Annotated in this window: 20 protein-coding genes; 14 read left to right on the top strand and 6 right to left on the bottom strand. The window is 69.3% G+C overall.

Annotated features, from left to right (window positions below):
- Window positions 1-18: 18 nt before the first annotated feature.
- Window positions 19-672 (bottom strand): TetR/AcrR family transcriptional regulator, encoded by a 654-nt coding sequence (locus ACFVW6_RS10980; RefSeq protein ID WP_378826931.1) that lies wholly within the window; start codon window positions 670-672, stop codon window positions 19-21.
- Window positions 673-779: 107 nt separating this feature from the next.
- On the opposite strand from ACFVW6_RS10980, the gene ACFVW6_RS10975 reads away from it, so the two are divergent.
- Window positions 780-2,228: a carboxylesterase/lipase family protein gene (locus ACFVW6_RS10975; protein ID WP_378826929.1), complete on the top strand. Its 1,449-nt coding sequence runs from the start codon at window positions 780-782 to the stop codon at window positions 2,226-2,228.
- A gap of 232 nt (window positions 2,229-2,460) precedes the next feature.
- Here the strand turns inward: ACFVW6_RS10975 and ACFVW6_RS10970 are convergent, their stop codons facing one another.
- On the bottom strand, window positions 2,461-3,792 hold the full coding sequence (locus tag ACFVW6_RS10970) for an MFS transporter (protein ID WP_378826927.1): 1,332 nt from the start codon (window positions 3,790-3,792) through the stop codon (window positions 2,461-2,463).
- A 158-nt stretch (window positions 3,793-3,950) separates the two neighbouring features.
- Here ACFVW6_RS10970 and ACFVW6_RS10965 point away from each other — a divergent pair, with 158 nt between their 5' ends.
- Complete coding sequence (locus tag ACFVW6_RS10965; protein WP_378826924.1) at window positions 3,951-5,138, top strand: PucR family transcriptional regulator; 1,188 nt, start codon at window positions 3,951-3,953, stop codon at window positions 5,136-5,138.
- Window positions 5,139-5,174: 36 nt separating this feature from the next.
- Here ACFVW6_RS10965 and ACFVW6_RS10960 read toward each other — a convergent pair whose 3' ends face one another.
- Window positions 5,175-6,335 carry a zinc-binding dehydrogenase gene (locus ACFVW6_RS10960; protein ID WP_378826922.1) on the bottom strand — a complete coding sequence of 387 codons (1,161 nt, stop codon included), beginning with the start codon at window positions 6,333-6,335 and terminating at the stop codon, window positions 5,175-5,177.
- A gap of 138 nt (window positions 6,336-6,473) precedes the next feature.
- A complete protein-coding gene (locus ACFVW6_RS10955; RefSeq protein ID WP_378826919.1) occupies window positions 6,474-8,021 on the bottom strand; it encodes a long-chain-fatty-acid--CoA ligase in 1,548 nt (515 codons plus the stop codon).
- A gap of 127 nt (window positions 8,022-8,148) precedes the next feature.
- Here ACFVW6_RS10955 and ACFVW6_RS10950 point away from each other — a divergent pair, with 127 nt between their 5' ends.
- From ACFVW6_RS10950 to ACFVW6_RS10920, 7 genes are all read left to right on the top strand, one after another.
- Complete coding sequence (locus tag ACFVW6_RS10950) at window positions 8,149-9,324, top strand: lipid-transfer protein (protein ID WP_378826917.1); 1,176 nt, start codon at window positions 8,149-8,151, stop codon at window positions 9,322-9,324.
- The gene (locus tag ACFVW6_RS10945; protein ID WP_378826916.1) at window positions 9,324-9,782 is read left to right on the top strand and encodes a MaoC family dehydratase N-terminal domain-containing protein; all 459 of its coding nucleotides are present in this window, start codon (window positions 9,324-9,326) and stop codon (window positions 9,780-9,782) included. The genes ACFVW6_RS10950 and ACFVW6_RS10945 overlap by 1 nt, the downstream gene beginning before the upstream one ends.
- A complete protein-coding gene (locus ACFVW6_RS10940; RefSeq protein WP_378826914.1) occupies window positions 9,779-10,186 on the top strand; it encodes a MaoC/PaaZ C-terminal domain-containing protein in 408 nt (135 codons plus the stop codon). The genes ACFVW6_RS10945 and ACFVW6_RS10940 overlap by 4 nt, the downstream gene beginning before the upstream one ends.
- 17 nt (window positions 10,187-10,203) lie before the next feature.
- Window positions 10,204-11,034: an SDR family oxidoreductase gene (locus ACFVW6_RS10935; protein ID WP_355279423.1), complete on the top strand. Its 831-nt coding sequence runs from the start codon at window positions 10,204-10,206 to the stop codon at window positions 11,032-11,034.
- A 14-nt stretch (window positions 11,035-11,048) separates the two neighbouring features.
- Window positions 11,049-12,194, top strand: a complete 1,146-nt coding sequence (locus tag ACFVW6_RS10930; protein WP_378826910.1) for an acyl-CoA dehydrogenase family protein — start codon at window positions 11,049-11,051, stop codon at window positions 12,192-12,194.
- A gap of 17 nt (window positions 12,195-12,211) precedes the next feature.
- Window positions 12,212-13,357: a TetR/AcrR family transcriptional regulator gene (locus ACFVW6_RS10925; RefSeq protein ID WP_378826908.1), complete on the top strand. Its 1,146-nt coding sequence runs from the start codon at window positions 12,212-12,214 to the stop codon at window positions 13,355-13,357.
- A 155-nt stretch (window positions 13,358-13,512) separates the two neighbouring features.
- On the top strand, window positions 13,513-13,899 hold the full coding sequence (locus tag ACFVW6_RS10920; RefSeq protein WP_378826906.1) for a hypothetical protein: 387 nt from the start codon (window positions 13,513-13,515) through the stop codon (window positions 13,897-13,899).
- Between the two features lie 29 nt (window positions 13,900-13,928).
- On the opposite strand, the gene ACFVW6_RS10915 is transcribed toward ACFVW6_RS10920, so the two are convergent.
- Window positions 13,929-14,642, bottom strand: coding sequence for a cutinase family protein (locus ACFVW6_RS10915; protein WP_378826904.1), 714 nt, complete (start codon window positions 14,640-14,642; stop codon window positions 13,929-13,931).
- A gap of 160 nt (window positions 14,643-14,802) precedes the next feature.
- Here ACFVW6_RS10915 and ACFVW6_RS10910 point away from each other — a divergent pair, with 160 nt between their 5' ends.
- Both ACFVW6_RS10910 and ACFVW6_RS10905 read left to right on the top strand, forming a co-directional pair.
- Window positions 14,803-15,084, top strand: coding sequence for a hypothetical protein (locus ACFVW6_RS10910; protein ID WP_378826902.1), 282 nt, complete (start codon window positions 14,803-14,805; stop codon window positions 15,082-15,084).
- 40 nt (window positions 15,085-15,124) lie between these two features.
- On the top strand, window positions 15,125-15,388 hold the full coding sequence (locus ACFVW6_RS10905; RefSeq protein WP_378826899.1) for a hypothetical protein: 264 nt from the start codon (window positions 15,125-15,127) through the stop codon (window positions 15,386-15,388).
- Between the two features lie 65 nt (window positions 15,389-15,453).
- Here ACFVW6_RS10905 and ACFVW6_RS10900 read toward each other — a convergent pair whose 3' ends face one another.
- The gene (locus ACFVW6_RS10900; protein ID WP_378826897.1) at window positions 15,454-16,962 is read right to left on the bottom strand and encodes an FAD-dependent oxidoreductase; all 1,509 of its coding nucleotides are present in this window, start codon (window positions 16,960-16,962) and stop codon (window positions 15,454-15,456) included.
- Between the two features lie 225 nt (window positions 16,963-17,187).
- Between ACFVW6_RS10900 and ACFVW6_RS10895 the strand changes: the two genes are divergently transcribed.
- The 3 genes from ACFVW6_RS10895 to ACFVW6_RS10885 all read left to right on the top strand — a co-directional run bounded on the left by ACFVW6_RS10895 (window position 17,188) and on the right by ACFVW6_RS10885 (window position 21,528).
- The gene (locus ACFVW6_RS10895) at window positions 17,188-19,425 is read left to right on the top strand and encodes an MMPL family transporter (RefSeq protein ID WP_378826895.1); all 2,238 of its coding nucleotides are present in this window, start codon (window positions 17,188-17,190) and stop codon (window positions 19,423-19,425) included.
- A gap of 28 nt (window positions 19,426-19,453) precedes the next feature.
- Complete coding sequence (locus ACFVW6_RS10890) at window positions 19,454-20,068, top strand: TetR family transcriptional regulator (protein ID WP_378826893.1); 615 nt, start codon at window positions 19,454-19,456, stop codon at window positions 20,066-20,068.
- A gap of 71 nt (window positions 20,069-20,139) precedes the next feature.
- Window positions 20,140-21,528, top strand: a complete 1,389-nt coding sequence (locus ACFVW6_RS10885; protein ID WP_378826891.1) for a wax ester/triacylglycerol synthase family O-acyltransferase — start codon at window positions 20,140-20,142, stop codon at window positions 21,526-21,528.
- Window positions 21,529-21,561: the final 33 nt, after the last annotated feature.

Here is a 21,561-nt window from a genome sequence, read left to right as displayed (position 1 = left end):
CGCGATTCCCGGCCGGTGTCACCCGGCGCGGACGATGTCGCGCGCGAACCCGGCGTACTGGGCGGTGACCTGGTCGGGGCGGTAGTTCAGGTTCGGGTCGTACCAGTTGGCTACCCGCATGTTCATACTGGCGATCGCGATGGCCGCCAGGTACGGATCGTCGACCGTGAACTCGCCGGCGTCCGCGCCGTCCCGGATCGTGTCGACGAGCAGCTGAAAGCACTTGTCGCGCATCGTGAGCGCCGGTTCCGCCCGCTCGGGGGCCAGGGCGTGGAGTTCGTTGTTGACGACGACCGCCAGCGGTGCGTAGTCGATGTGCAGCCGGACGTGGGCTTCGACCAGGGCGGTCAGCCGCGCGGTCGGTGCGGCGACGTCGGCCGACGCCGCGCTGAGCCGGTGCCACATCTCCTCGTGCCCGATCCGGACCAGCTCGACGAGCACGTCGTCCTTGGACGGGTAGTGCGCGTACAGGGTGGCGGTGGTGATGCCGACCGCCGCGGCGAGTTGCCGGATGGAACTGCCGTGGAAGCCGTGCTCGGCGAACAGGACCAGCCCGGCTCGCAGGATCGCGCCCCGGGTCCCGGGCGGGGTCGCCGCCTCGGGCAGCGTCGGCGCCTCGGCGGCCAGCCTGCGCTGCCGGAGGGCGATCTCCCGGACGTCGGGTCCTGGCATGCCCACTCCTTGTCTCCCTGACGATCGATCGGTTGACAGTGTAGCGGCCCGTCTGTGACCCTGATCACGAAGCCGATCGATCGATCGGTAGGGAGAGGCGGGTCAGGATGACGAAGACCGTGGCGGAACCGATCGTGTCCACCAGTGGCGGACGGATACGGGGCCGCACCAGCGCCGACGGTGTGACGAGCTTTCTCGGCATTCCGTACGCCGCCCCGCCGGTGGGTCCGGCGCGATTCCGGCTGCCCGAACCAGCGATGCCTTGGACCGGCGTGCGGGACGCGCACGAGTTCGGGCCGACCTGCCCCCAGCTGCCCTATCCGGGACCGATGCAGGCCCTCATCGGCGGCCCGGCGATCGCGGGCGAGGAGTGCCTGAACCTCAATGTCTGGACGCCGGACCCGGCAGGCGCCGGCCTGCCGGTGCTGGTCTGGATCCATGGGGGCGCGTTCACCCGCGGCGGGAACTCGCATCCGCTCTACGACGGTGCCGCGTTCGCCCGCGACGGTGTGGTGCTGGTGTCGATCAACTACCGGCTCGGCATTCCGGGGTTCGCCGTGCTTCCCGGCGCCCCGCTCAATCGCGGCCTCCACGACCAGGTGCTGGCACTGCGCTGGGTGTCGGAGAACATCGCCGCGTTCGGCGGCGATCCCGGCAATGTCACCGTGTTCGGCGAGTCCGCGGGCGCGATCAGCGTGGCGTGTCTGCTGACCGCCGCGCCCGCCGCGGGCCTGTTCCGCCGCGCCGTCCTGCAGAGCGGCAACGCCTCGGCGGTGGCCACCGCGACGGATGCCGCTCGGGTGACCGCCGAGGTCGCGCAGCTGCTGGCCGCCTCCGCGACCGCGGCGGACTTCGGCGAGCTGTCGCCGGAGCGCCTGCTGCAGGCTCAGGCCGACGTGGGAACCGCACTGGCGATCGACCCCGATCCGTCGCGCTGGGGCGCCTCGGTGATCGCGGGCGGAGCCGGTCTGATGAGCATGTTCCCGGTCATCGACGACGATCTCGTGTCCGGGGTGCCGCTGGACCTGGTGCGCGCGGGCACGCGGCGCGGCGTTCCGCTCCTCGTCGGCACCAATGCCGAGGAGTTCCGCTTCTTCGCGGTGCCACTGGGGCTCGTGGCCGGGATCGACGAGCAGACGCTGCCCATGATGTTGGCCCGCGCGGGGATCGGCCCGGCGGCCGTCGCCGCGTGGACGCCGCGCCGATCCAATCCCACGCCCGGCGATGTCTTCTGCGAGATCGTGACCGACCGGATCTTCGGTGAACCCGCCCGGAAGCTGGCCGAGGCCGCCGGGGGTTCCGGCTATCTCTACGAATTCGGCTGGTCCACCGAGGTACTGGGACTCGGCGCGTGCCACGCGCTGGAACTGCCGTTCGTCTTCGACACCCTCGACCGCGCGCACGCGCTGACCGGCGAGCACCCGCCGCAGCGGCTGGCCGACGAGATGCATCGCGCGTGGGTCGATTTCGCCACCGACGGCGATCCGGGATGGCCTGCCTACCGCGCCGAGGCGCCCGTCACGCACACCTTCGATGCGCCGGAGGGACACCGATGACATCCGCGCCGCCGGTATCCACCTGGTGCTGGCGACCCAGCGCCCCTCCGTGGCGATGGCGTCGTCTCACCACCCGACTCGCCCACGGGTCAGCGGCGGTGCCGGTGGCCACCCTCGGCATGGTCCGGGCGATCACCGGCCGATGAGCATGGGGCGCAACGGATTCGCCCGGGGCACCGCGTCACAGGCGCGGCGGTCCCGGGCGAAGCGTCGGCTCAGCCGGTCGATCGGGTCAGCGCTCGTGGCCGTCCTGGGTGTGCATTCCGGCGAGCAGCCGGATGCACACCACCGCCAGCAGCGACAGCCCGATCAGCATGAGCGACAGCGCGGTCGTCGAGCCGGTGCGGTCGAGCAGTTCGACCGCGATCAGTGGGGTCGCGGCGCCGCCGATCACGGACCCCAGCTGGTAGCCCAGCGATGCCCCGCTGTAGCGCACCTCGGGCGGGAACAGCTCGCCGAAGAACGCCGCCAGCGGGCCGTACATCATCGTCAGGAACGTCATGCCGACGGCGAGCCCGGCCGTCAGCCCGAGGAAGGTCTTCGTGTCCACCAGGGTGAAGAAGGGGAAGGCCCACAGCGCGGTGAGCAGCGCGCCCACGGTGTACAGCGGCCTGCGGCCGACGCGGTCGGACAGCGCCGCGAACAGCGGCATGCAGACGAGCAGCAGGGTGGTCGCCAGGCTGAGCGGCAGCAGGACGTCGGCCATCGTCAGTTTCAGCGTGCGCGTTCCGTAGTCGAGCATGAACGTGATGTAGAGGTAGAACGTCGCGTTCACGACGATGAAGGCGCCGCCCGCCAGCGCCACCCGTCCCCAGTGTTCGCGCAGCACGTCGAGCACCGGCGACTTGCTGATCGACTGCGCCGACGACGCCTGCTCCGCCGATGCCCGCTGCAGGTTCTGGAAGGCGGGGGTTTCCTCGAGCCGGTGATGCACGTAGAGCACGACACCGACGAACAGAATGCTGATCAGGAACGGGATGCGCCAGCCGTAGCTGCGAAAAGCCGCGGCGCCCAAGGACACCGAGTGCAGGAAGTAGGCCGACACCCCGAGCAGCACGCCGATGGGCACCCCGAGCTGGGCGAAGCTGCCGTAGAACCCGCGCTTGTGCGCCGGTGCGGATTCGGTCGCCATCAGGGCGGCGCCGCCCCACTGGCCACCGACCGCGAGGCCCTGGGCGAAGCGCAGCAGGGTCAGCGCGACCGGGGCAGCGATGCCGATGGTGGCGTAGGTGGGCAGCAGACCGATGAGTGCGCTCGCCACCGCCATCAGGGTCAGTGCGGCGATGAAGGCCTTCTTGCGGCCGACCCGGTCGCCGAAGTGGCCCCACACGACGCCGCCGACCGGTCGCGCGATGAAGCCGATACCGAAGACACCGAAGGAGGCAAGCACGCCGGTCACCGGGTCGGTGCTGGGGAAGAACAGCTTGGGGAACACCAGCGCCGCCGCGGTGCCGAAGAGGAAGAAGTCGAACCACTCGACACTGGCGCCGACGAGGCTGACCAAGGCCACTTTGCGGACATCGGCCTCGTTGACTGTGGGCGGGCGCCCTGAGCTCGTCGTCATCGCCGGTCTCCTTCGATTGTGCGCATCCACCAGGGCGGATGCCGATCCACTGGTACCGCTCGAACGCTAGGTTCCCGGCCCGCGCAGGTCAGTGGTCGTGCGAACACCGAACGGCGGCACACAGTGTCGGCCGTCACACTCGACAAAGGGATTCATCAATGCTCGATGCGGTCGGTTCCGCGGATACCGCGCTGGTGCACGAAGTGGTCGGCCGGGTCCGGCGGGAGTTGCCGGCCATGGTCGACCACATCACCGGCCGGATGTTCACCGAGATCCCGTTCTATCGCGGCGGCGGGGCGGGCACCGTGGCGGAGGTGCGGGCCCGATTGCGGGTGAACCTCGAGGCCGGACTGTCCAGCCTGCTCGGCGTCGGACACGCGCCGGGGCCACCCGCCGAGACCGGCAGGCTCCGGGCCGGACAGGACGCGCCGCTGGCCGACGTGCTGTGCGCCTATCGCCTCGGCTATCTGGTGCTGTCGAACGCCGTCGTCCGCGCCGGTGCGCAGGCGCCGGCGGTCCCCGCGGAGATCGTCATCGAGCTGCTGCAGGCGCTGTTCCGCAACCACGGCCTCGACGCCGACGCGATGGTCGACGCCTACCGCGAGGAGGCGCACTACCTGATGTCGCAGCGCGAGCGAGAGCGCGCGGCCTACATCGACGTCCTGGTCTCCGAGGATCCCGGGCTGGCCACCCTGCTCGAAGTCGCTCGCGCGCTACGCCTTCCCGTCGACGGGTCGTTTCTGGCGATCGCCACGGTGAGTGATCGCGGCCAGGATCCGATGCCGCGGGTCGTGTCGGCACTGGCGGCGATCGACGTGACGATGGTGTGGCGGATCCGCTACGACACCGCGGTCGGGGTGCTGTCGGTGCGGAACCCGGCCCGTGCCGACCAGGCGATGGCGGTGCTCCGCAGACACACGACCGGCCCGGTGGGCGTCAGCCCGGTCTTCGGGTCACTGCGGCAGACGGCCTGGGCGCTCGGCCTCGCCGAGCTGGTGCGCGACGGCATGCCGGGCGCGCCGACGGTCGAACAATTCGAGAACACCCCGCTGAACGTGCTCGTGGCCGGCGGCCGCGACGCCGCCCGCACCACCGCGCGGACGGTGCTCGGCGGCCTGCTGGACGCGCCCGGCGAGACCCAGCAGACCCTGCTGGCCACGCTGCGGGAGTGGGTCGCGGCCGCGGGCTCGGCGGACCGCACCGCACAGCGGTTGCACTGCCATCCGAACACCGTGCGCAAGCGGCTGCGCCGGCTCGAGGAACTCACCGGGCGCAGCCTGGCCGAACCCGGCGGCATCGCGGAGCTGGTCACCGCCTGCCACGCCTGGACCCAACTCCGTCGCTGACCTCGGCCCGCCGTGGCGGTCGATTCCTCGCCGGGCTCAGGGCGTGACGTTGTCGCTGCGCGGATCGATGAGGATCTTGGCGTGGTGGTCCGGGGATCCCAGGGCGGTGAAGGCCGCGTCGACGCCGTCGAGTCCGACGGTGCCGGTGATCAGCGGGCTGGGGTCGACGGTGCCGTCGGCGATCATGTGCAGGGTGTCGCGGAATTCGCCGGGGTCGTAGCCGAGGACGAACCGCAGTTCGATCTCCTTGTTGATGGCGTTGGCGGGATGGAACGTGTCCTGCTGCATGCACACACCCACGACCACGACGCGGGTCGACGGCGGTGCGTCGGTGAGGATCTGGTCGATGATGCCGGGCACGCCGACGCATTCGAAGACGACGGGACCCGCCGGGCCGCGATCGAGAGTGTGTGCCGCGCGGAACAGGTACCACCACGGCACCTTCGGTACCCGGCGCACCCGTTCCATGACGTCGAAGGCGAGGTTCAGCAGATCCGGGGCACCGGCGATGCGCGGCGGCTTCGGCGCCGCCGCCCAGGCGGATTCGGTGGTCGGATCGACCACCACATCGGCGCCGCAGGCACGGGCCAGTTCCCGGCGGCGCGCCGAGAAGTCGCTGGCGACCACGGTGCGCACGCCCGCCGCCTTGAGCATGGTGACGACGGCCAGTCCGATCGGTCCGCAGCCGATGACGAACGCGGTCTGGCCCTTGGTGATCCGGCTCTTGCGCACGGCATGCCAGCCCACCGCCATCGGCTCGGTGAGCGCGGCGATGTCGGGGGAGAGGCCGTTGGGCACCGCGAAGGTCACCGACTCCTGCGTCAGCACCTGTTCGGCGTACCCGCCGGGTGCGTTCACGGACAACCCGGTGAGCTGCGGCTCGCGCTCGCTGCGCAGGATGGGCATCGCGACCACCGGGGTGCCCGGCTTCCAGCGCCGGTAGGTGCGCGGGCCGTATTCGGCGATCTCGCCGGTGAACTCGTGTCCGAGGACGATCCGCTGGTCCGAGCGCATGAAGCCGCTGTAGCCGGTGGCGACGGCCAGGTCGGCGAGCTCGTCGCAGTGTGTCCGGGCGTGCAGGTCCGAGCCGCAGATACCGCAGCGGGTCACGGTGACGAGGATCTGGCCCGGCCCTGGTCGCGGGGTCGGCAGGTCCTCGACGCGGAATTCGCCCTTGCTGACCACCGACGCACGCATGAGTTCCTCCTAGGCTGGTGCCGGGGCGTCCCCGGGCCCGGGTGGCTCGCGGCAACACCGAGCCGTCTCGGTCGCCATCGTAGCGCCGGCGGTCGGCCGGGGCGGATGATCGCCCCGGCCGATTCCAGGCGCCGGTCCCTAGTGGACCGCGCGGTCGGCGTCCGCCCAGTGCAGCTTGCGCAGATCGCGCTTGAGCACCTTGCCCGCCCCGGAAACCGGTAGCGCGTCAAGGAATTCCACGCTGCGCGGCAGCTTGTAGTTGGCGATGTGCTCGCGACAGAACTCCCGGATGTCGGCCTCGGCCGCGGTCTGCCCCGGCGCCAGGACGATCACCGCGTGCACGCGCTCACCCCAGTCCTGATCGGGCACGCCGATGACCGCGACCTGGGCGACGGCCGGGTGCTTGGCCACCGCGTTCTCGACCTCGACCGAATAGACGTTCTCGCCGCCGGTGACGATCATGTCCTTGAGCCGGTCGACGACGAAGACGTAGCCGCGCGCGTCCATGTACCCGGCGTCGCCGGTGTGCATCCAGCCCCCGCGCAGCGCCGCCGCGGTCTCCTCGGGCCGGTTCCAGTACCCGGACATCACGTGATCGCCCCGGACGACGATCTCGCCGATCTCACCCCGTGCCAGTTCGGTGTCGTCCTCGCCGACGACGCGGACCTCGGCGTGGACCGCCGCGCGCCCGCACGACCTGGTCAGTGCGGGATCGTCGTGGTCCTGCGCGGTGAGCAGGGTGGCGACCGGCGCGAGTTCGGTCATCCCGTAGGCCTGGGTGAAGCGCGCGTTCGCGAGCACGGCCCGCGCCTTGGCCATCACCGTCTCGGAGATCGGTGAGGCGCCGTAGAGCACGCGGGTAAGGCTGGACAGATCCGCGTCGGCCGCGGCGGGGGAGTCGACGAGCAGCTGGATCATCGTCGGTACCAGCAGCGCGTCGGTCACCCGGTGGGTGACGATGGCGTCGACGGTGGCCCCCGGGGTGAACGACGGGACGATCACGTGGGTGGCGCCGGTCAGATTGCCGACGTTCCACGCCGCGATGTCGGCCAGGTGGAACATCGGCGCGACGTGCAGCAACATGCCGCCGCGGGTGAGCATGTCGGTGGTGACCAGACTGCCCATCGCCGAGGTGAGGCAGGCCCGATGCGACAGCATCACGCCCTTGGGGAAACCCGTGGTACCGCCGGTGTAGAAGACGCCGTAGAGCGCGTCGCCGCTGCGCCGGGCGTCGGGGATCGGCGCCGTGGCGGCGAGGAGGTCTTCGTAGGCGAGCATGCCCTCTGGCGTCGGACCGTCGCCGGCGAAGACGACCGTGCGCAGGTTGGGCGCCGCGGCGCGCAGCGCGTCGACGGCGCCGGCGAAGGCGTCGTCGACCACGAGGACATCGGTGCCGCAATCGACGAGCGAGTAGGCGACCTCGGCCGCGCTCCAGCGGATGTTGACCGGGTTGACCACCGCGTCCGCCCACGGCACCGCCAGCAGCAGTTCGTGGTAGCGGTCGCTGTTGAGGGCGTAGATCCCGACGCGATCACCGGACCCGACACCGAGCGCGCGCAGTGCCCCCGCCAGCCGTGCGATGCGATCGACCGATTCGGCGACCGTGCGGCGGCGGGTGCCGCAAATCGTGGCGATCCGGTCGGGATCGCGTTGCAGCGCCGCGTGCAGTGATTGCGTGATGTGCACGGCCAACTCCTCTGTTGTGAATCTTGATCTGTGTGATCTACATGACATTGTTGCGGGCCTTGAGGGAATGTCAAGGGTCGTGCAACCATGAAGTGAATATTGATTCGCCAAGATAGGTGGTGGTGTGATGCAACGGGTGCAGGTCGCCGGAGTCGGGATGGTGCCGTTCTCGACGCCGAGCAGGAGCGAGCCCTACGACGTGCTGGCCGCGGACGCGGTCCGCAACGCCCTGCGCGACGCCGGAATCGGCATCGACCAGGTGCAGCAGGCCTACGCGGGCTACGTCTACGGCGACTCGACGAGTGGTCAGCGCGCGCTCTACAGCGTGGGCATGACCGGTATCCCCGTGGTCAATGTCAACAACAACTGTTCGACCGGATCGTCGGCGCTGTGGCTGGCGCGCCAGGCCGTCGCCAGCGGCGCCGCCGACTGCGTGCTCGCCTTCGGCTTCGAGCAGATGGAACGCGGCGCGCTCGCCATGAAGTGGCCCGACCGGCCGAGCCCGTTCGTCGACTTCATGGCGGTGGCGCAGCAGCACAACGGACCGAGTGAAGCACCGTTCGCCGCACAGCTCTTCGGCGGCGCGGGCGCCGCGTACGCCGAGCGGTACGGCACCGATCCCGCGACCTTCGCGATGATCTCGGTCAAGGCCCGCACCCACGCGAAGAACAATCCGTTCGCCGTATTCCGCGACGCGGTGACCGTCGAGCAGGTGCTCGAATCGCCGCAGATCTTCGGTCCGCTGACCCGGTTGCAGTGCTGCCCGCCCACCTGTGGCGCGGCCGCAGCGATCATCACCAGCGAGGACTTCGCCCGGCGCCACGGCCTGCGCGCCGACGTGGCGATCACCGCCCAAGCGATGACGACCGATACCCCCGACACCTTCGACGACCTGCCCAAGCTCGTCGGCTACGACATGGCCCGGCGCGCGGCCGACCAGGTCTACGAGGCGGCGGGCGTCGATCCCGCCGACATCAGGGTGGTCGAACTGCACGACTGCTTCACCGCGAACGAACTGCTCAGCTACGAAGCGCTCCGGTTGACCCCCGAGGGCACCGCGGAGAAGTTCATCCGCGACGGCGACAACACCTACGGCGGCCGCGTGGTCACCAACCCCTCGGGCGGACTGCTGTCGAAGGGACACCCGCTCGGCGCGACCGGTCTGGCCCAATGCGCCGAGCTCACCTGGCAATTGCGCGGCCAGGCCGACGCGCGGCAGGTCGACGGCGTGACCGTGGCGCTCCAGCACAACATCGGCCTCGGCGGCGCCGCCGTGGTCACCCTGTACGAGAAGGTCGGCTGATGGCCGTCGACATCGAGCGCGCGCTGGCGCTCACCCTGCCCACCTTCACCGTCGACGTCGAGCGCGGCCGGTTGCGGCTGTTCGCGCGCGTCATCGGCGAGACCGACCCGATCTACACCGACGTCGAGGCCGCGCGGGCGGCGGGCCACCCGGATCTGCCCGTCCCGCCGACCTTCTTCTTCAGCCTGATCCTCGAAGCACCGTCGCCCTTCGGCTATTTCGACGAGCTCGACATCGACCTGCGCCGGGTTCTGCACGGCGAGCAGGCCTTCGAGTACGTCGCCATGGCCTACGCCGGGGACACCGTCGAGATCAGCGAGCGCGTCGTGGACGTGACCGTCAAACGCGGTGGCGCCCTCGAGTTCGTCACCAAGGAGACCGAATTCCGCCGTGGCGCCGACCTTCTCGCCAAGGCCACCAATGTGGCCGTCGTCCGCAACCCGGAGGTGACCGCGTGAGCACCGCGCTGCTGACCGTCGGCACCGAGCTGCCGCCCCTGGCCCTACCGCCCATCTCCCGCACCACGCTGGCGTTGTTCGCCGGTGCCGGCGGGGATCACAATCCGATCCACATCGACCTCGACAATGCGCATTCCGCGGGCTTCGACGATGTCTTCGCCCACGGCATGCTCTCCATGGCCTACCTCGGCCGCCTGCTGACCGGCTGGGTGCCCCAGCGCGACATCCGGTCCTTCGCGGTGCGCTTCACCGCGATCACCCCGATCCACGCGGAGCCGACCTGCACCGCGACGGTCACCGCCGTCGCGGACGGACTCGCCACTCTCAGCCTCGCCGTCACCCTCGCCGACGGCACCTCCACCCTGCTCGGCACCGCGGTCGTCGCGGTGCCGGGAACCTACTGATCAGGAGTCACACCAGCATGGGAACACTCGACGGCAAGGTCGCCATCGTCACCGGATCCGGTCGCGGCATCGGGCGCGAGATCGCGCTGAAGTTCGCCGCCGACGGCGCGTCCGTGGTCGTCAACGACCTCGACAAGGACCCGGCCGAGCAGACCGTCGCCGATATCCGCGCCGCGGGCGGCTCGGCGGTCGCGTGCGCGGGCAGCGTCACCGACGACGACTTCGCGGACCGCTTCGTGCAGACCGCGGTCGACGAGTTCGGCGGCATCGACATCATCGTCAACAACGCGGGCTACACCTGGGACACCGTCATCCAGAAGATGACCGACGAGCAGTGGGACGCCATCCTCGACGTCCACCTCAAGGCGCCGTTCCGGATCCTGCGCGCGGCCCAGCCGATCATCTCCACCGAGGTCAAGCGGGCCAGGGCCGCCGGGGAGACCGTGCCGTGCCGCAAGGTCGTCAACATCTCCTCGATCGCCGGGCTCGGCGGCAACGCCGGTCAGGCCAACTACGCCGCGGCCAAGGCGGGCATCACGGGGCTGACCAAGACCCTGGCCAAGGAATGGGGCAGGCTCAACGTCACCGTGAACACGGTCGCCTTCGGCCTGATCACCACGCGCCTCACCGAAGCGCCCGCCGACGGCAGCGCCACTATCGATGTGGGCGGCCGGGAACTCGCCGTCGGCGTGAACCCGGCACTGCTCGACGCGATGTCGCAGCAGATCCCGCTCGGCCGCGCGGGCACCCCGGCCGAGGCGGCGGGGGCCGTCTATCTGCTGTGCCGCCCCGAATCCGATTACATCAGTGCCCAGACCCTGGTCTGCGGCGGCGGATACACCATCTGAGAGGGGACGCCACGATGGACCGGGAGATCTTCGAACCCGAGCACGACGCCTACCGCGACAGCGTGCGGCAATTCCTGGCCAAGCACGTCGTGCCGGGCTATCCGGAATGGGAGAAGGCGGGCATCGTCCCACGCTCGCTGTTCACCGACATCGCCGAACTCGGCGCGTTCATGGCGGTGCCCGAGCGGTTCGGCGGCGCGGGGGTGCGGGACTTCCGGTTCAACGCGATTCTGATCGAGGAGGCCGCGGCGGTCGATGTCGCCCCCGCGGTCCTCGGTCCGACACTGCAGGCCGACGTCTGCATGCCGTACCTGCTCGAGCTGACCGACGACGAGCAGAAGGCGCGCTGGCTGCCCGGCGTCGCCACCGGCGAGACGATCGTCGCGATCGCCATGACCGAGCCGGGGACCGGGTCCGACCTCTCCGGTATCCGCACCAAGGCGGTCCGCGAGGGCGAGCACTATGTGCTCGACGGCGCGAAGACCTTCATCACCAACGGCATCAACGCCGATCTGGTGATCACCGCGGTGCGCACCGGCGAGCACCCGCACCGCGGTATCAGCCTGATCGTGGTCGAGCGCGGCACCGAGGGATTCACCCGCGGGCGCAATCTGGAGAAGGTCGGCATGCACGCCCAGGACACCGCGGAGCTGTCCTTCGCCGGCGCGCGGGTTCCGGTGGCCAACCTGCTCGGCGAGGAGGGCACGGGGTTCTTCGGGCTCAGCAACAACCTGCCCCAGGAGCGGTTGTCGATCGCGGTCGCGGCCATGGCCGGTGCGACCACGGCGCTGCGCGAGACGATCGACTACGTGCGCGAGCGCCGGGCGTTCGGGCGCGCGATCGGCGATTTCCAGGCGACCCGGTTCCGGCTCGCGGACCTGGTCACCGAGGTCGAGATCACCCAGACCTACGTCGACCGCGGCATCACCGCATTGAACGCGGGCCGGTTGAGCGCGGTCGACGCGGCCAAGGCCAAACTCTGGGCGACCGAACTCCAGAGCCGGGTGATCGACGCCTGCGTGCAATTGCACGGCGGCTACGGGTACATGCTCGAATACCCGATTGCCCGGGCCTATCTCGATTCGCGGATCGCCCGCATCTACGGCGGCACGAGCGAGATCATGCAGGAGATCATCGGCCGATCACTGCGGTTGGGCTGAGCGGTAGCATCCCCGTGGTGTCCCCACCGTCCGCCGCCGTGCGCCGCAAACGTCCGGCCAACCGTCGCGAACTGATCGTCGACGCGGCCGCGTCGCTGTTCGCCGACAGTGGTTTCGAGAACGTCGCGATGAGTGATGTCGCGGCCGCGGTCGGTGTCGGCCCCTCGGCGCTCTACCGGCACTTCACCGGCAAGGACGACCTGTTGCGCGCCGCCATCGAGCAGACGCTCGACCGGTTCGCGAGCACGCTCGACGGCCCCGACGTCCTGGACGCGGTCGCCGATTTCGCGGTCGGCCGCCGCACCGCGCCACTGCTGTGGGTGCGCGAGGCACGCCACCTCCCGCGCCCGCAGCGGCTGGACCTGGCCGCCCGGCTCGATCGGCTGTGCGAGTCGTTCGCGGTGGCGACGACCGGCGACGCCCCCGGCCTCGGCGCGCGATTGCGCGCGCGCATGGCGCTGGCCGCCCTGCTCAGCCCGGCCTTCCACGGCACCACGCTGCCCGTCGAGGAATTCCGGTCGACCCTGGTCGGCATCGCCGCCGCGGTGCTGGGTACCGAGGTGGACGTGCCGCCGCCACCACTGGTTCCACCACCGGCGGGGTTGGCCCGCGGCAGCAAGCGCGAACAGATCCTGCGCGCGGCCCTGCGGATCTTCGCCGATCAGACCTACGCGAGCACCGGGATGGAGGAGATCGGCGAGGCCGTCGGCCTGTCCACCTCGAGTGTCTACAACCACTTCACCAGCAAGCTGGAGATCCTCGACGTCGCCCTGCACCGGGCCAACGGCTATCTCCAGGTGACCCTGGACGACACGCTGCTGGCCGCACCCGACGAGGGCGCCGCGCTGCGCGCGCTGGCCGGGGTCTACGCCGACTTCACCCTGCGGCACCCGGCCCTGGTCGACATCCTGGTCACCGAAGTCCGCAGTCTCGGCGCCCAGGCGGAACCGCTGCTGCAGGCCCAGCGTGACTACGTCAGCGAATGGGTGCGGCTCTGCCGCGCGGCGCGGCCCACCCTGACCCGTGAGCAAGCCCTGGTCACTGTGCAGGCCACGCTCATGGCGATGAACGACATCGCCAGGGACAGCACGTTTTCCGATGTCCGCCTGCTGAGCGGGCCCCTGGCCACGATCGCCGTCGCCGCCCTCGGCCTTCCGGAGTAGACGGGTCAGCGGTGCGTTCGGCCCGCACGGTGGGTGTCCGCGATGAGCTGAATCGATCGACCGCCGCAGCACGGTCGAAAGGTGTTGCGGTCGGCTATCTTCGAGGAGGAGGAGTTCGGGACCGTCGTCCGGGCTCGGGCAACAGGGGGTAGGACATGAAACCGAGAATCGTCGCCGCCGCGGTGGCCTTGGCCACGGGCGCCGTCGTCGCGACCGGGTGTTCGAGCGATGCCGATGTGGTGTCGAAGAATCTGTCCAAGGATTCGGACCAATTCAAGATCGACCGTCGGGTGGTGTTCTTCAACGGGATCACCGACAAGTACCTGCTGTCCATCGAGGGCAAGTGCTCGATCAAGGACGAGAACAACCAGCTCGAGGTCACCTGTAAGACCGGTGACGACGAGTACAAGAAGCACTTCCTCGGACTCTCCGACAACGTGAGCTACTTCGTGGAACAGCTCGAATCCGCCGAGGTGAGCCGCTATCACTACAAGGTGATCTTCAAGCCCGAGACCATTCTCGCCGACGTCGACCGGCCCTGAGCCGAGCGGCCCGGCGCTCGACCGACAGGTCAGGCGCCGAGCCGCTCGTGCACGAAGGCCGCGGCCTGGTCGCGGTTGTCGTTGACGAAGTACGCGAAATGGCCGTAGCTCAGCGCGTTTCCGAAGCCGGCGGCCGGGTCGCCGCCCTGGCAGACCCGGTCGCCCGCGTTGCAGTAGTCGCGCAGGCGGTCGGCGAATTCGGCGAGGGCACCCACGGGGAGCGCGCCGGTGCCGGACAGGGCGGGATCGTAGCTGCCGCGATCGTAGGGTTCGGCGCCGTTGAACAGCGGGCTGCCGAACAGAGCGATGGCGTCGATCCGCGCGGCGGCCTGGTCGGTCACCGCGGCGCGGGCGGCGAGGGTGTTGCCGATGACGCGGGCGCCCTGCGAGTAGCCGAGCAGGACGAGCTGCTGGTCCGGGCAGGCGGCGGCGGTCGTGTTCAGCAGCGCGGTCAGGTTCTCGACGCCGCGCACGGAGCTGTCCGGCGCCATCGAGGCCGGGTACTCCAGCTCGGTCACCGTGGCCGCGCGCCCGGATTCCTGGGCGATCCGCTTGCCGAGCGGGGTCAGGAGCAAGCTGCCGATCTGCGGTTCGAGGGTGCCCCGGACCGTGACGACGCGCACCTCCGCGCAGCCGGTGGGGCCGGTGGACGGCTCGGCGGCCGCGGTCGGGAGGGCGGTGAGCGCCAGTGTCGCCGTGACTGTCGCCGCCGAACGCAGCAGGATTCGGGATCGTCCGCGCATGCCGCCCACTGTATTGCGCCGAGGGGCGATGTGGGGCCGGACAGACCGGGTTTGCGCACGTTCTCACGGGTCGGCCCCGTGGTGACAGACAGTAAAATTGGGGTATTTCACAATATCGGGACTCGACTAGTGTCGGCGAGCACATTCATAGGAGGTAGCCATGACTCATCTACTGACCAGAACACTTGCCGCCACTGCTCTTTCGGGCGCCATGCTAGGCGCGTCCCTGGGTCCGGCGCACGCGGCCCCAGCCCCCGTCGCTCCGATCGCGGCATCCGGATCCGCGTCGGGTTCCGGCGATTCCGGCTCCTCGCTGGCGCCACTGATCACCATCCCGCTCGGCGCGCTCTACATCCTGCTCTGCGACGCCGAACCGAACGGGCCGGTCTGCGCCCTGATCTACGAGATCGGCCACGGCAGTTCCGAATCCGACCCGGCCTGATCCCCGGAACATCCCCCTACCTGATCCGAGGAACTCCTTCATGGGCCGAATACTCACCACATCTCTTGTCGCGGTGGCACTCTCCGCCGGGCTGACGCTCGCACCGGCGCAGGCCGCGCCGGCGGTGATCGCGCCGGTCGCGGACTCGCCGACCGGATCGGCGTCGGGATCCGCGCGCGTCCTGCTGGCCTGGCCGCTGGGCTTCGTACTGTTCGGCGCCTGCTTCGCCGACGGCGACAGCCCGACGCACAACCCCCTGTGCCAGGCGCTGCTCGACCTCACCGCGGGCAGCACCGACTTCTGACCCCGACCGACATCCGACGCCGTCGTTCCCGCACCGCGGGGCGGCGGCGTTTCCGGTCGACGGGCTCACGCAACGCCGGTGCGCTCGTGCACGTGATCCAGTGGCCCGCACCGGACGTCGAATCGGGTGCGAATGGTGTCCAGGGACCGGCGCAGGTGCTCGCGTTCGCGGTGGTGGGTGCGGGCGAACCGGGCCATGGCCGCCATGCGGCGGGGGAGGGGATACCAGCGATCGAGGTCGAGTCCGCAGTCGCGGAAGATCGCGGTCGGGACGCTGTCGTAGATGCGGCTCACGTTGTACTGGGTGAGGGTGAACAGGGCGTACGGGACAACGGTTTTGGACTTGCCGAGGAGGTCCTGCATGTCGAGTTCGTAGAGCGGGGTGTCGGTGATGCGGTCCAGGAACATCAGGTGGGTCAGGAAATACGCGATCATCGTCGTCAGGTAGAGCGTGGCCGAGCGCGGCTGGATCGACAGGACGGTGCCGTCGCTCGACAGGTAGGGCTCGTAGGGATGCTCGTGGCGCATGACGTAGCCGGTGCAGTTCACCACCCAGCTACCGGGCCGGATCGACGCGGTCGTGCCGCCGCGGAAGACGAGGCGGGTGTCGTCGCCGTCGTCGACGGCGTCCACGAGATAGTCCATGACCACCGTGCGCAATCCCGCGGCGATCGTCGCCGCTTCGGCTTCCGACAGGATGCCCAGCAGGAAGTTTCCGGCCTCGGGTGTCACCGCGGTGCCGAACGTCGTGCGATGCCAGTCCCAGACGGCGGCCTCGTTGCTGCCGTCGAATCGCCGGTTGACCTCGCGGAGCAGACCGCTGGGCAGCGCACCGCCCCACCATCGCCGGGTGCCCCCGGGGAAGAACTTCTCGCGGCTGTGGAAGAAGGTGCCCCGACCGGCGACCAGATTCACCTCGCGACCGGGCTGTGCGGTGATCAGTTCGTAGGCGGTGTCCATGGCGGTCTTGCCGCCGCCGATGATCCAGACGGGATCGGCACTGGCGCGCAGGCCGTCGCCGCGCAGGTCGCAGTCATCGGGTGACACCGACCTGACCCGCGTGCTGGACAGGGTGAGCGGTGTGTTCGGGGCGATGCGGAAGCCGTAGGCCTTGATCAGCCGCCGCGTTTCGATCACGACCGAGCGGCCGTCCGCGGACTCGCAGGTGATCCGGACGGTGCCCGCGGACTCGTCCTGCGCGGTCATCGTCCAGCCGAAGAGTTCGTCGACGTGCACGCGCTGCTCGATCTCGGCCAGGCAGTGTTCGAGATGGTCGAGCACCTCGTCCTTGGTCGCCAGGTAGGAACGGTCCTGGCCGAGGGTCCACGGGATGTCGCCCGCGGTGAACATGCCGTGCGGCTGATGCAAGCGCACGTACGGATAGGTGTCGGTCCACATGCCGCCCACCCGTTTCCGGCTGTCGACCAGCACGACGCGGTGCTCGCGGTTCAGATAGCGACTCGCGACATACAGTGCGTTGAGCCCGGCGGCGCCCGCACCGACGACGCACACATCGCACGTCATGGTCGCGGCGCCCGCCGTCGAATCGCCGGAGTGTTCGCTTCGGGGAGACATGCGCTGCTCCCTCCTTCGAGGTAGACGCGATTTCGTCCGATGGAGCAATTGTCCGGCAATCCGGCGCGGCCGAACAGAGTAGTGCGTTACCCGGCCGCGGGTGACAGCCGTCATAGCTGCCCCCTACCGCGGAAGCGCTATCGTGTTAGTGACTAACAAGTGGTAGTCACTAACACATTTGTGCACGCGGTGGTCGGCGGACGGCCCGGGAGTGGAGGAAGTGCGATGGCGTCATGGTTGTACCGGCTCGGCCGGTACTCGTTCCGGCACAAATGGCAGGTGATCGCCGCCTGGCTGATCGCCGCGACGGCGGTGGCCGGGCTGGTCGGTGCGCTGAACCCGAAGTTCGCCAAGGACTTCGACCTGCCCGGAACGGACTCCGGCACGGCGACGAGCCAGGTGGAGAAGTACTTCCCCGAGGTCATGCAGCAGCAGATGAAAGCCTCGACGAGCGTCCTCGTCGCGGCCGAGGACGGGATCGCGAACCACACGGCGCAGATCGACGCGCTGGTGGCGGATCTGCGGACCCTGCCCGAGTTGACCGATCCGGCCACCGTTGTCGACCCGGTCCTGGTCGCCCAGGTCGAGCCCGCGCTGGCGGCGTCGGTGGTGGGCGACAACGGCAAGGTCGGCCTCATCCAGGTCCGCCAGAACATCGACGTGATGGACCTGAAGTCGGACCAGAAACACGAACTCCAGGACATCCTCGACCGGCACAACGGTGACGGCCTGCAGGTGGAGGCCACCGGCTCGCTGATGCAGATCATGGAGGAGCCGGGCAAGGCCGAGCTGATCGGTTTCGCGCTCGCCTTCGTGGTGATGATCGTGGCCTTCGGCGCGCTGGTCGCCGCGTTCATCCCGCTGGTCACCGGCGTGGTCGGGGTGCTGATCACGATCCTGCTGGTGACCCTGAGCTCGGAGTTCATCAGCGTCAACCAGAGCGCGACCGGCATCGTCACGATGCTGGGCATCGCGGTGTCCATCGACTACGCGCTGTTCATCGTGTCGCGGTATCGCAGCGAGGTGGCGCGGGGCGGCGAACGCGCCGAGGCCGCGGGTCGCGCGGTCGGCACCGCGGGCTCGGCGGTGGTGTTCGCCGGGCTGACCGTGATCATCGCCGTCGTCGCGCTGACGGTGATCGGGATCCCGCTGATCACCCAGATGGGGATCGGTGCCGCGGTCGCGGTGGCCATCGCGGTGCTGGCCGCGCTGACGCTGATCCCGGCGATCCTCGGTGCGGTGGGCCGTTTCGCGTTCACGCCGCGGATCCCGTGGATCAAGCACGCCGAGCAGTCGGAGACCGCGGAGACCGCCGGGGTGAAGTTCGGGCGCATGGTGGTGCGCAAGCCGCTGCCGTTCATCTTCGCGGGCCTGGCCGTCCTGGTGCTGGCGGCGCTGCCGATGAGCAAGCTCGAACTGGCCATGACGATGAACACCCCCGACGAAGCGCGCGCGATGACATTGCTGCAGCGTGGGTTCGGTCAGGGCATCAACGGCCCGCTGCTGGTCGTGGTCCACCACGACGACGGCGACGTGAGCGCGGCGGCCGACGCGAGCGTGGCCTACATCAAGACATTGCCCGACGTCGCCAACGTCGACACCCTGGTGTGGACCGGCAACGGCGCCACCCAGCCGAACCTCGACGCGGACACCGCGCTGATCATGGTCACGCCGACCAGCGCTCCCGCGGACGAGGCGACCCACGCGCTGATGGAACGGATCCGCGACTACGCACCCGCCGCCGAGCGGGTGGGCGCGGAACTGCACGTCGGCGGACAGACCGCGATCATGTCGGATCTGTCGGCCAAGCTGGACCGTGCGCTGCTGCCGTATCTGGTGGTCGTCGTCGGGCTGGCGTTCCTGATCATGATCGGGGTGTTCCGGTCGATCTGGGTGCCGCTGATCGGCACGCTCGGCTTCGTCTTCTCGGTCCTGGCGACCTTCGGCGCGACGGTGGCCATCTTCCAGGAGGGCGCCCTCGGCCTGATCGACAACACCCAGCCGATCGTGTCGTTCCTGCCGATCTTCCTCATCGGTGTCGTCTTCGGCCTGGCCATGGATTATCAGGTGTTCCTGATGACTCGCATGCGCGAGGAATACATCCACGGGATGACCGCGAAGGACGCCATCATCGCCGGGTATCGGCACGGGGCGCGGGTGGTGACCTCGGCGGCGATCATCATGGTCAGCGTCTTCGCGGCGTTCATGCTCGCCCCCGACACCACGATGAAGATGCTGGGCTTCGCCCTCGGTATCGCGGTGTTCTTCGACGCCTTCATCATTCGCATGATGGTGGTGCCCGCGGTCATCGCGATGCTCGGTGACCGGGCCTGGGGCTTGCCGACGTGGCTCGATAGGCTCGTGCCGAACTTCGACATCGAAGGCGGTGCCGTCCGCAACCGCGGCATTCCCGCGGACGCGGACAGCCCGGCCCCGGCCGAGTTGGTCGAAGTGAGGAGCTGACCCGGGCACCGCCGATGAAGGAGCCGAGATGACGAACACGACGACCCCGGGCGCGAGCCCGGGGCGTCGGGTCGGGCTGCGTGAGAAGCACAAGATGCGCACGCGAACCGCGATCCGCGAGGCCGCGATGCGCCTGTTCGAGCAGCAGGGGTACGCGAACACGACGGTCGAGCAGATCGCCAAGGCGGCCGACGTCTCGCACACCACCTTCTTCCGCTACTTCGCGTCCAAGGAGCAGGTGGTCATCAACGACGACCTCGCCGACCAACGCGAAGCCGCGATCGCCGCGCTGCCCCGCGGGCTCGGTCACTTCGATCTGCTCCGCGCGATCCTGCACGAGCTCAATCGGCTCGCCGTCGAGAACCCGTGGACGGCCAATCCCGAGCGGATGAAGCTGATCCACGCCGAACCGGCCCTGCGCACGGCGTATCAGATCGAATCCGACCGGGCCATCTCCGAGGCCGTCGAGTTCTTCGCCGACTACCTCGGCGTCGAACCGGACAACCCGCGGCTGCGCGTGTTCATCGCCGCCGCGGGCGGGGTGATGTTCCACATCGCCAACAGCGCCTACGAACCCGGCGACGATGTCTACCGGCTGGTACTGGAGGCGGTCGATCTGCTCGAGCAGGGGCTGCCGCTGTAATCGGTGTGAGAGTCGTCTATTTCGGCCGCGCGAGCCAGCAAAAATAGAACGTGTTCTAGTAGGGTTCGGCTATGGAACGACTTACTGGATTGGATGCCAGTTTCCTCTATCTGGAGACCGATACCCAGCATCTACACGTGTGTGCCCTGCTGATTCTCGATCCGGCCGACGGGCCGTACTCGTTCGACCACCTGCGCGACGAGCTGCGCAGGCGCCTGCCCCTCATTCCGCATATGCGCCGCCGGGTCCACCCGGTGCCGTTCAACCTCGACCATCCGCTCTGGGTCGACGACCCCGACTTCGACATCGACAACCACATCCGGCGCGTCGAGCTGCCGGAGCCGGGCGGGCAGGCCGGTCTGGCCGCGCTCATCGGCGAGGTCGCGAGTACGCCGATGGACCAGAACCGGCCGCTGTGGGAGATGTCGGTGGTGGAGGGGCTCGACGACGGCAAGGTCGCGGTGGTCTGCAAGTACCACCATTCGGCGGTCGACGGCATCACCGGCACCAACATGATGATGCACCTGTGCGATCTGGAGCCGGGGCTCAGCAGGCCGGAACCCGAACCGTGGCAACCGGAACCGGTGCCCGGCGATCTCGAGCTCATCGCGCGCGCCGCGGTCCGCTTTCCCGCCAGGGCCGGGATGCTCGGCATGGTGCCCAAGACGCTCGGCATGGTCGCCGGTTTCGCGCAACGCAGGCGGAACAACGAGGCGGGGATGGCGCTGCCGTTCTCCGCGCCGCGCACGCCGTTCAACCAGGCCGTCACCGCGACCAGGGCGGTCTCGTTCACCAAGACCGATCTCGGTGTGATCAAGGAGATCAAGGCCGCGTTCGGGGTGAAGGTGAACGATGTCGTGCTGACCGTGGTCGGTGGTGTGCTGCGCCGCTACCTGGCCGATCACGACGAGCTGCCCGATCGCTCGCTGGTCGCCTCGGTGCCGGTGTCGGTGCACGAATCCACCCGGCACACCGAGGGAATCAACAAGGTCTCGACCCTGTTCTGCCGGCTCGGCACCGATATCGCCGATCCGGTCGAGCGGCTGGAGATGCTGGCCGTCGCCAACCGGGACGCCAAGGCCGAGCACGATCTGATCGGTGCCGACTTCCTCCAGGACTGGTCGAAGTACGCCCCGCCCAACACCTTCCGCCTCGCCTCGCGCGTCTACTCGTCGCTGAAGCTGGCCGAACGGCATCCGGTGGTGCACAACCTGGTGGTCTCGAATGTGCCCGGTCCGCCGATGCCGCTGTACTTCCTCGGTGTCCGGGTCGACGGCATGTATCCGTTCGGGCCGGTCTTCCACGGCGCCGGGCTCACCGTCACCGTGCTGTCGAACTGCGGCGACCTCGATTTCGGCTTCATCGCCTGTCGTGACCTGGTGCCCGATGTCGACGCGCTGGCCGACGCGGTGCCCGCTGTGATCGACGAACTGCTGGCCGCGGCCCGCGCCAGGGGCTGATCGCCCACTCCGCATGTCCGCCCTGTTCGCCAC

Source organism: Nocardia sp. NPDC058244 (assembly GCF_042882065.1).
Taxonomy (GTDB): domain Bacteria; phylum Actinomycetota; class Actinomycetes; order Mycobacteriales; family Mycobacteriaceae; genus Nocardia.
The sequence above is the reverse complement of the archived record's forward strand: the minus strand, read 5'-3'. Positions and strand labels throughout refer to the sequence as shown.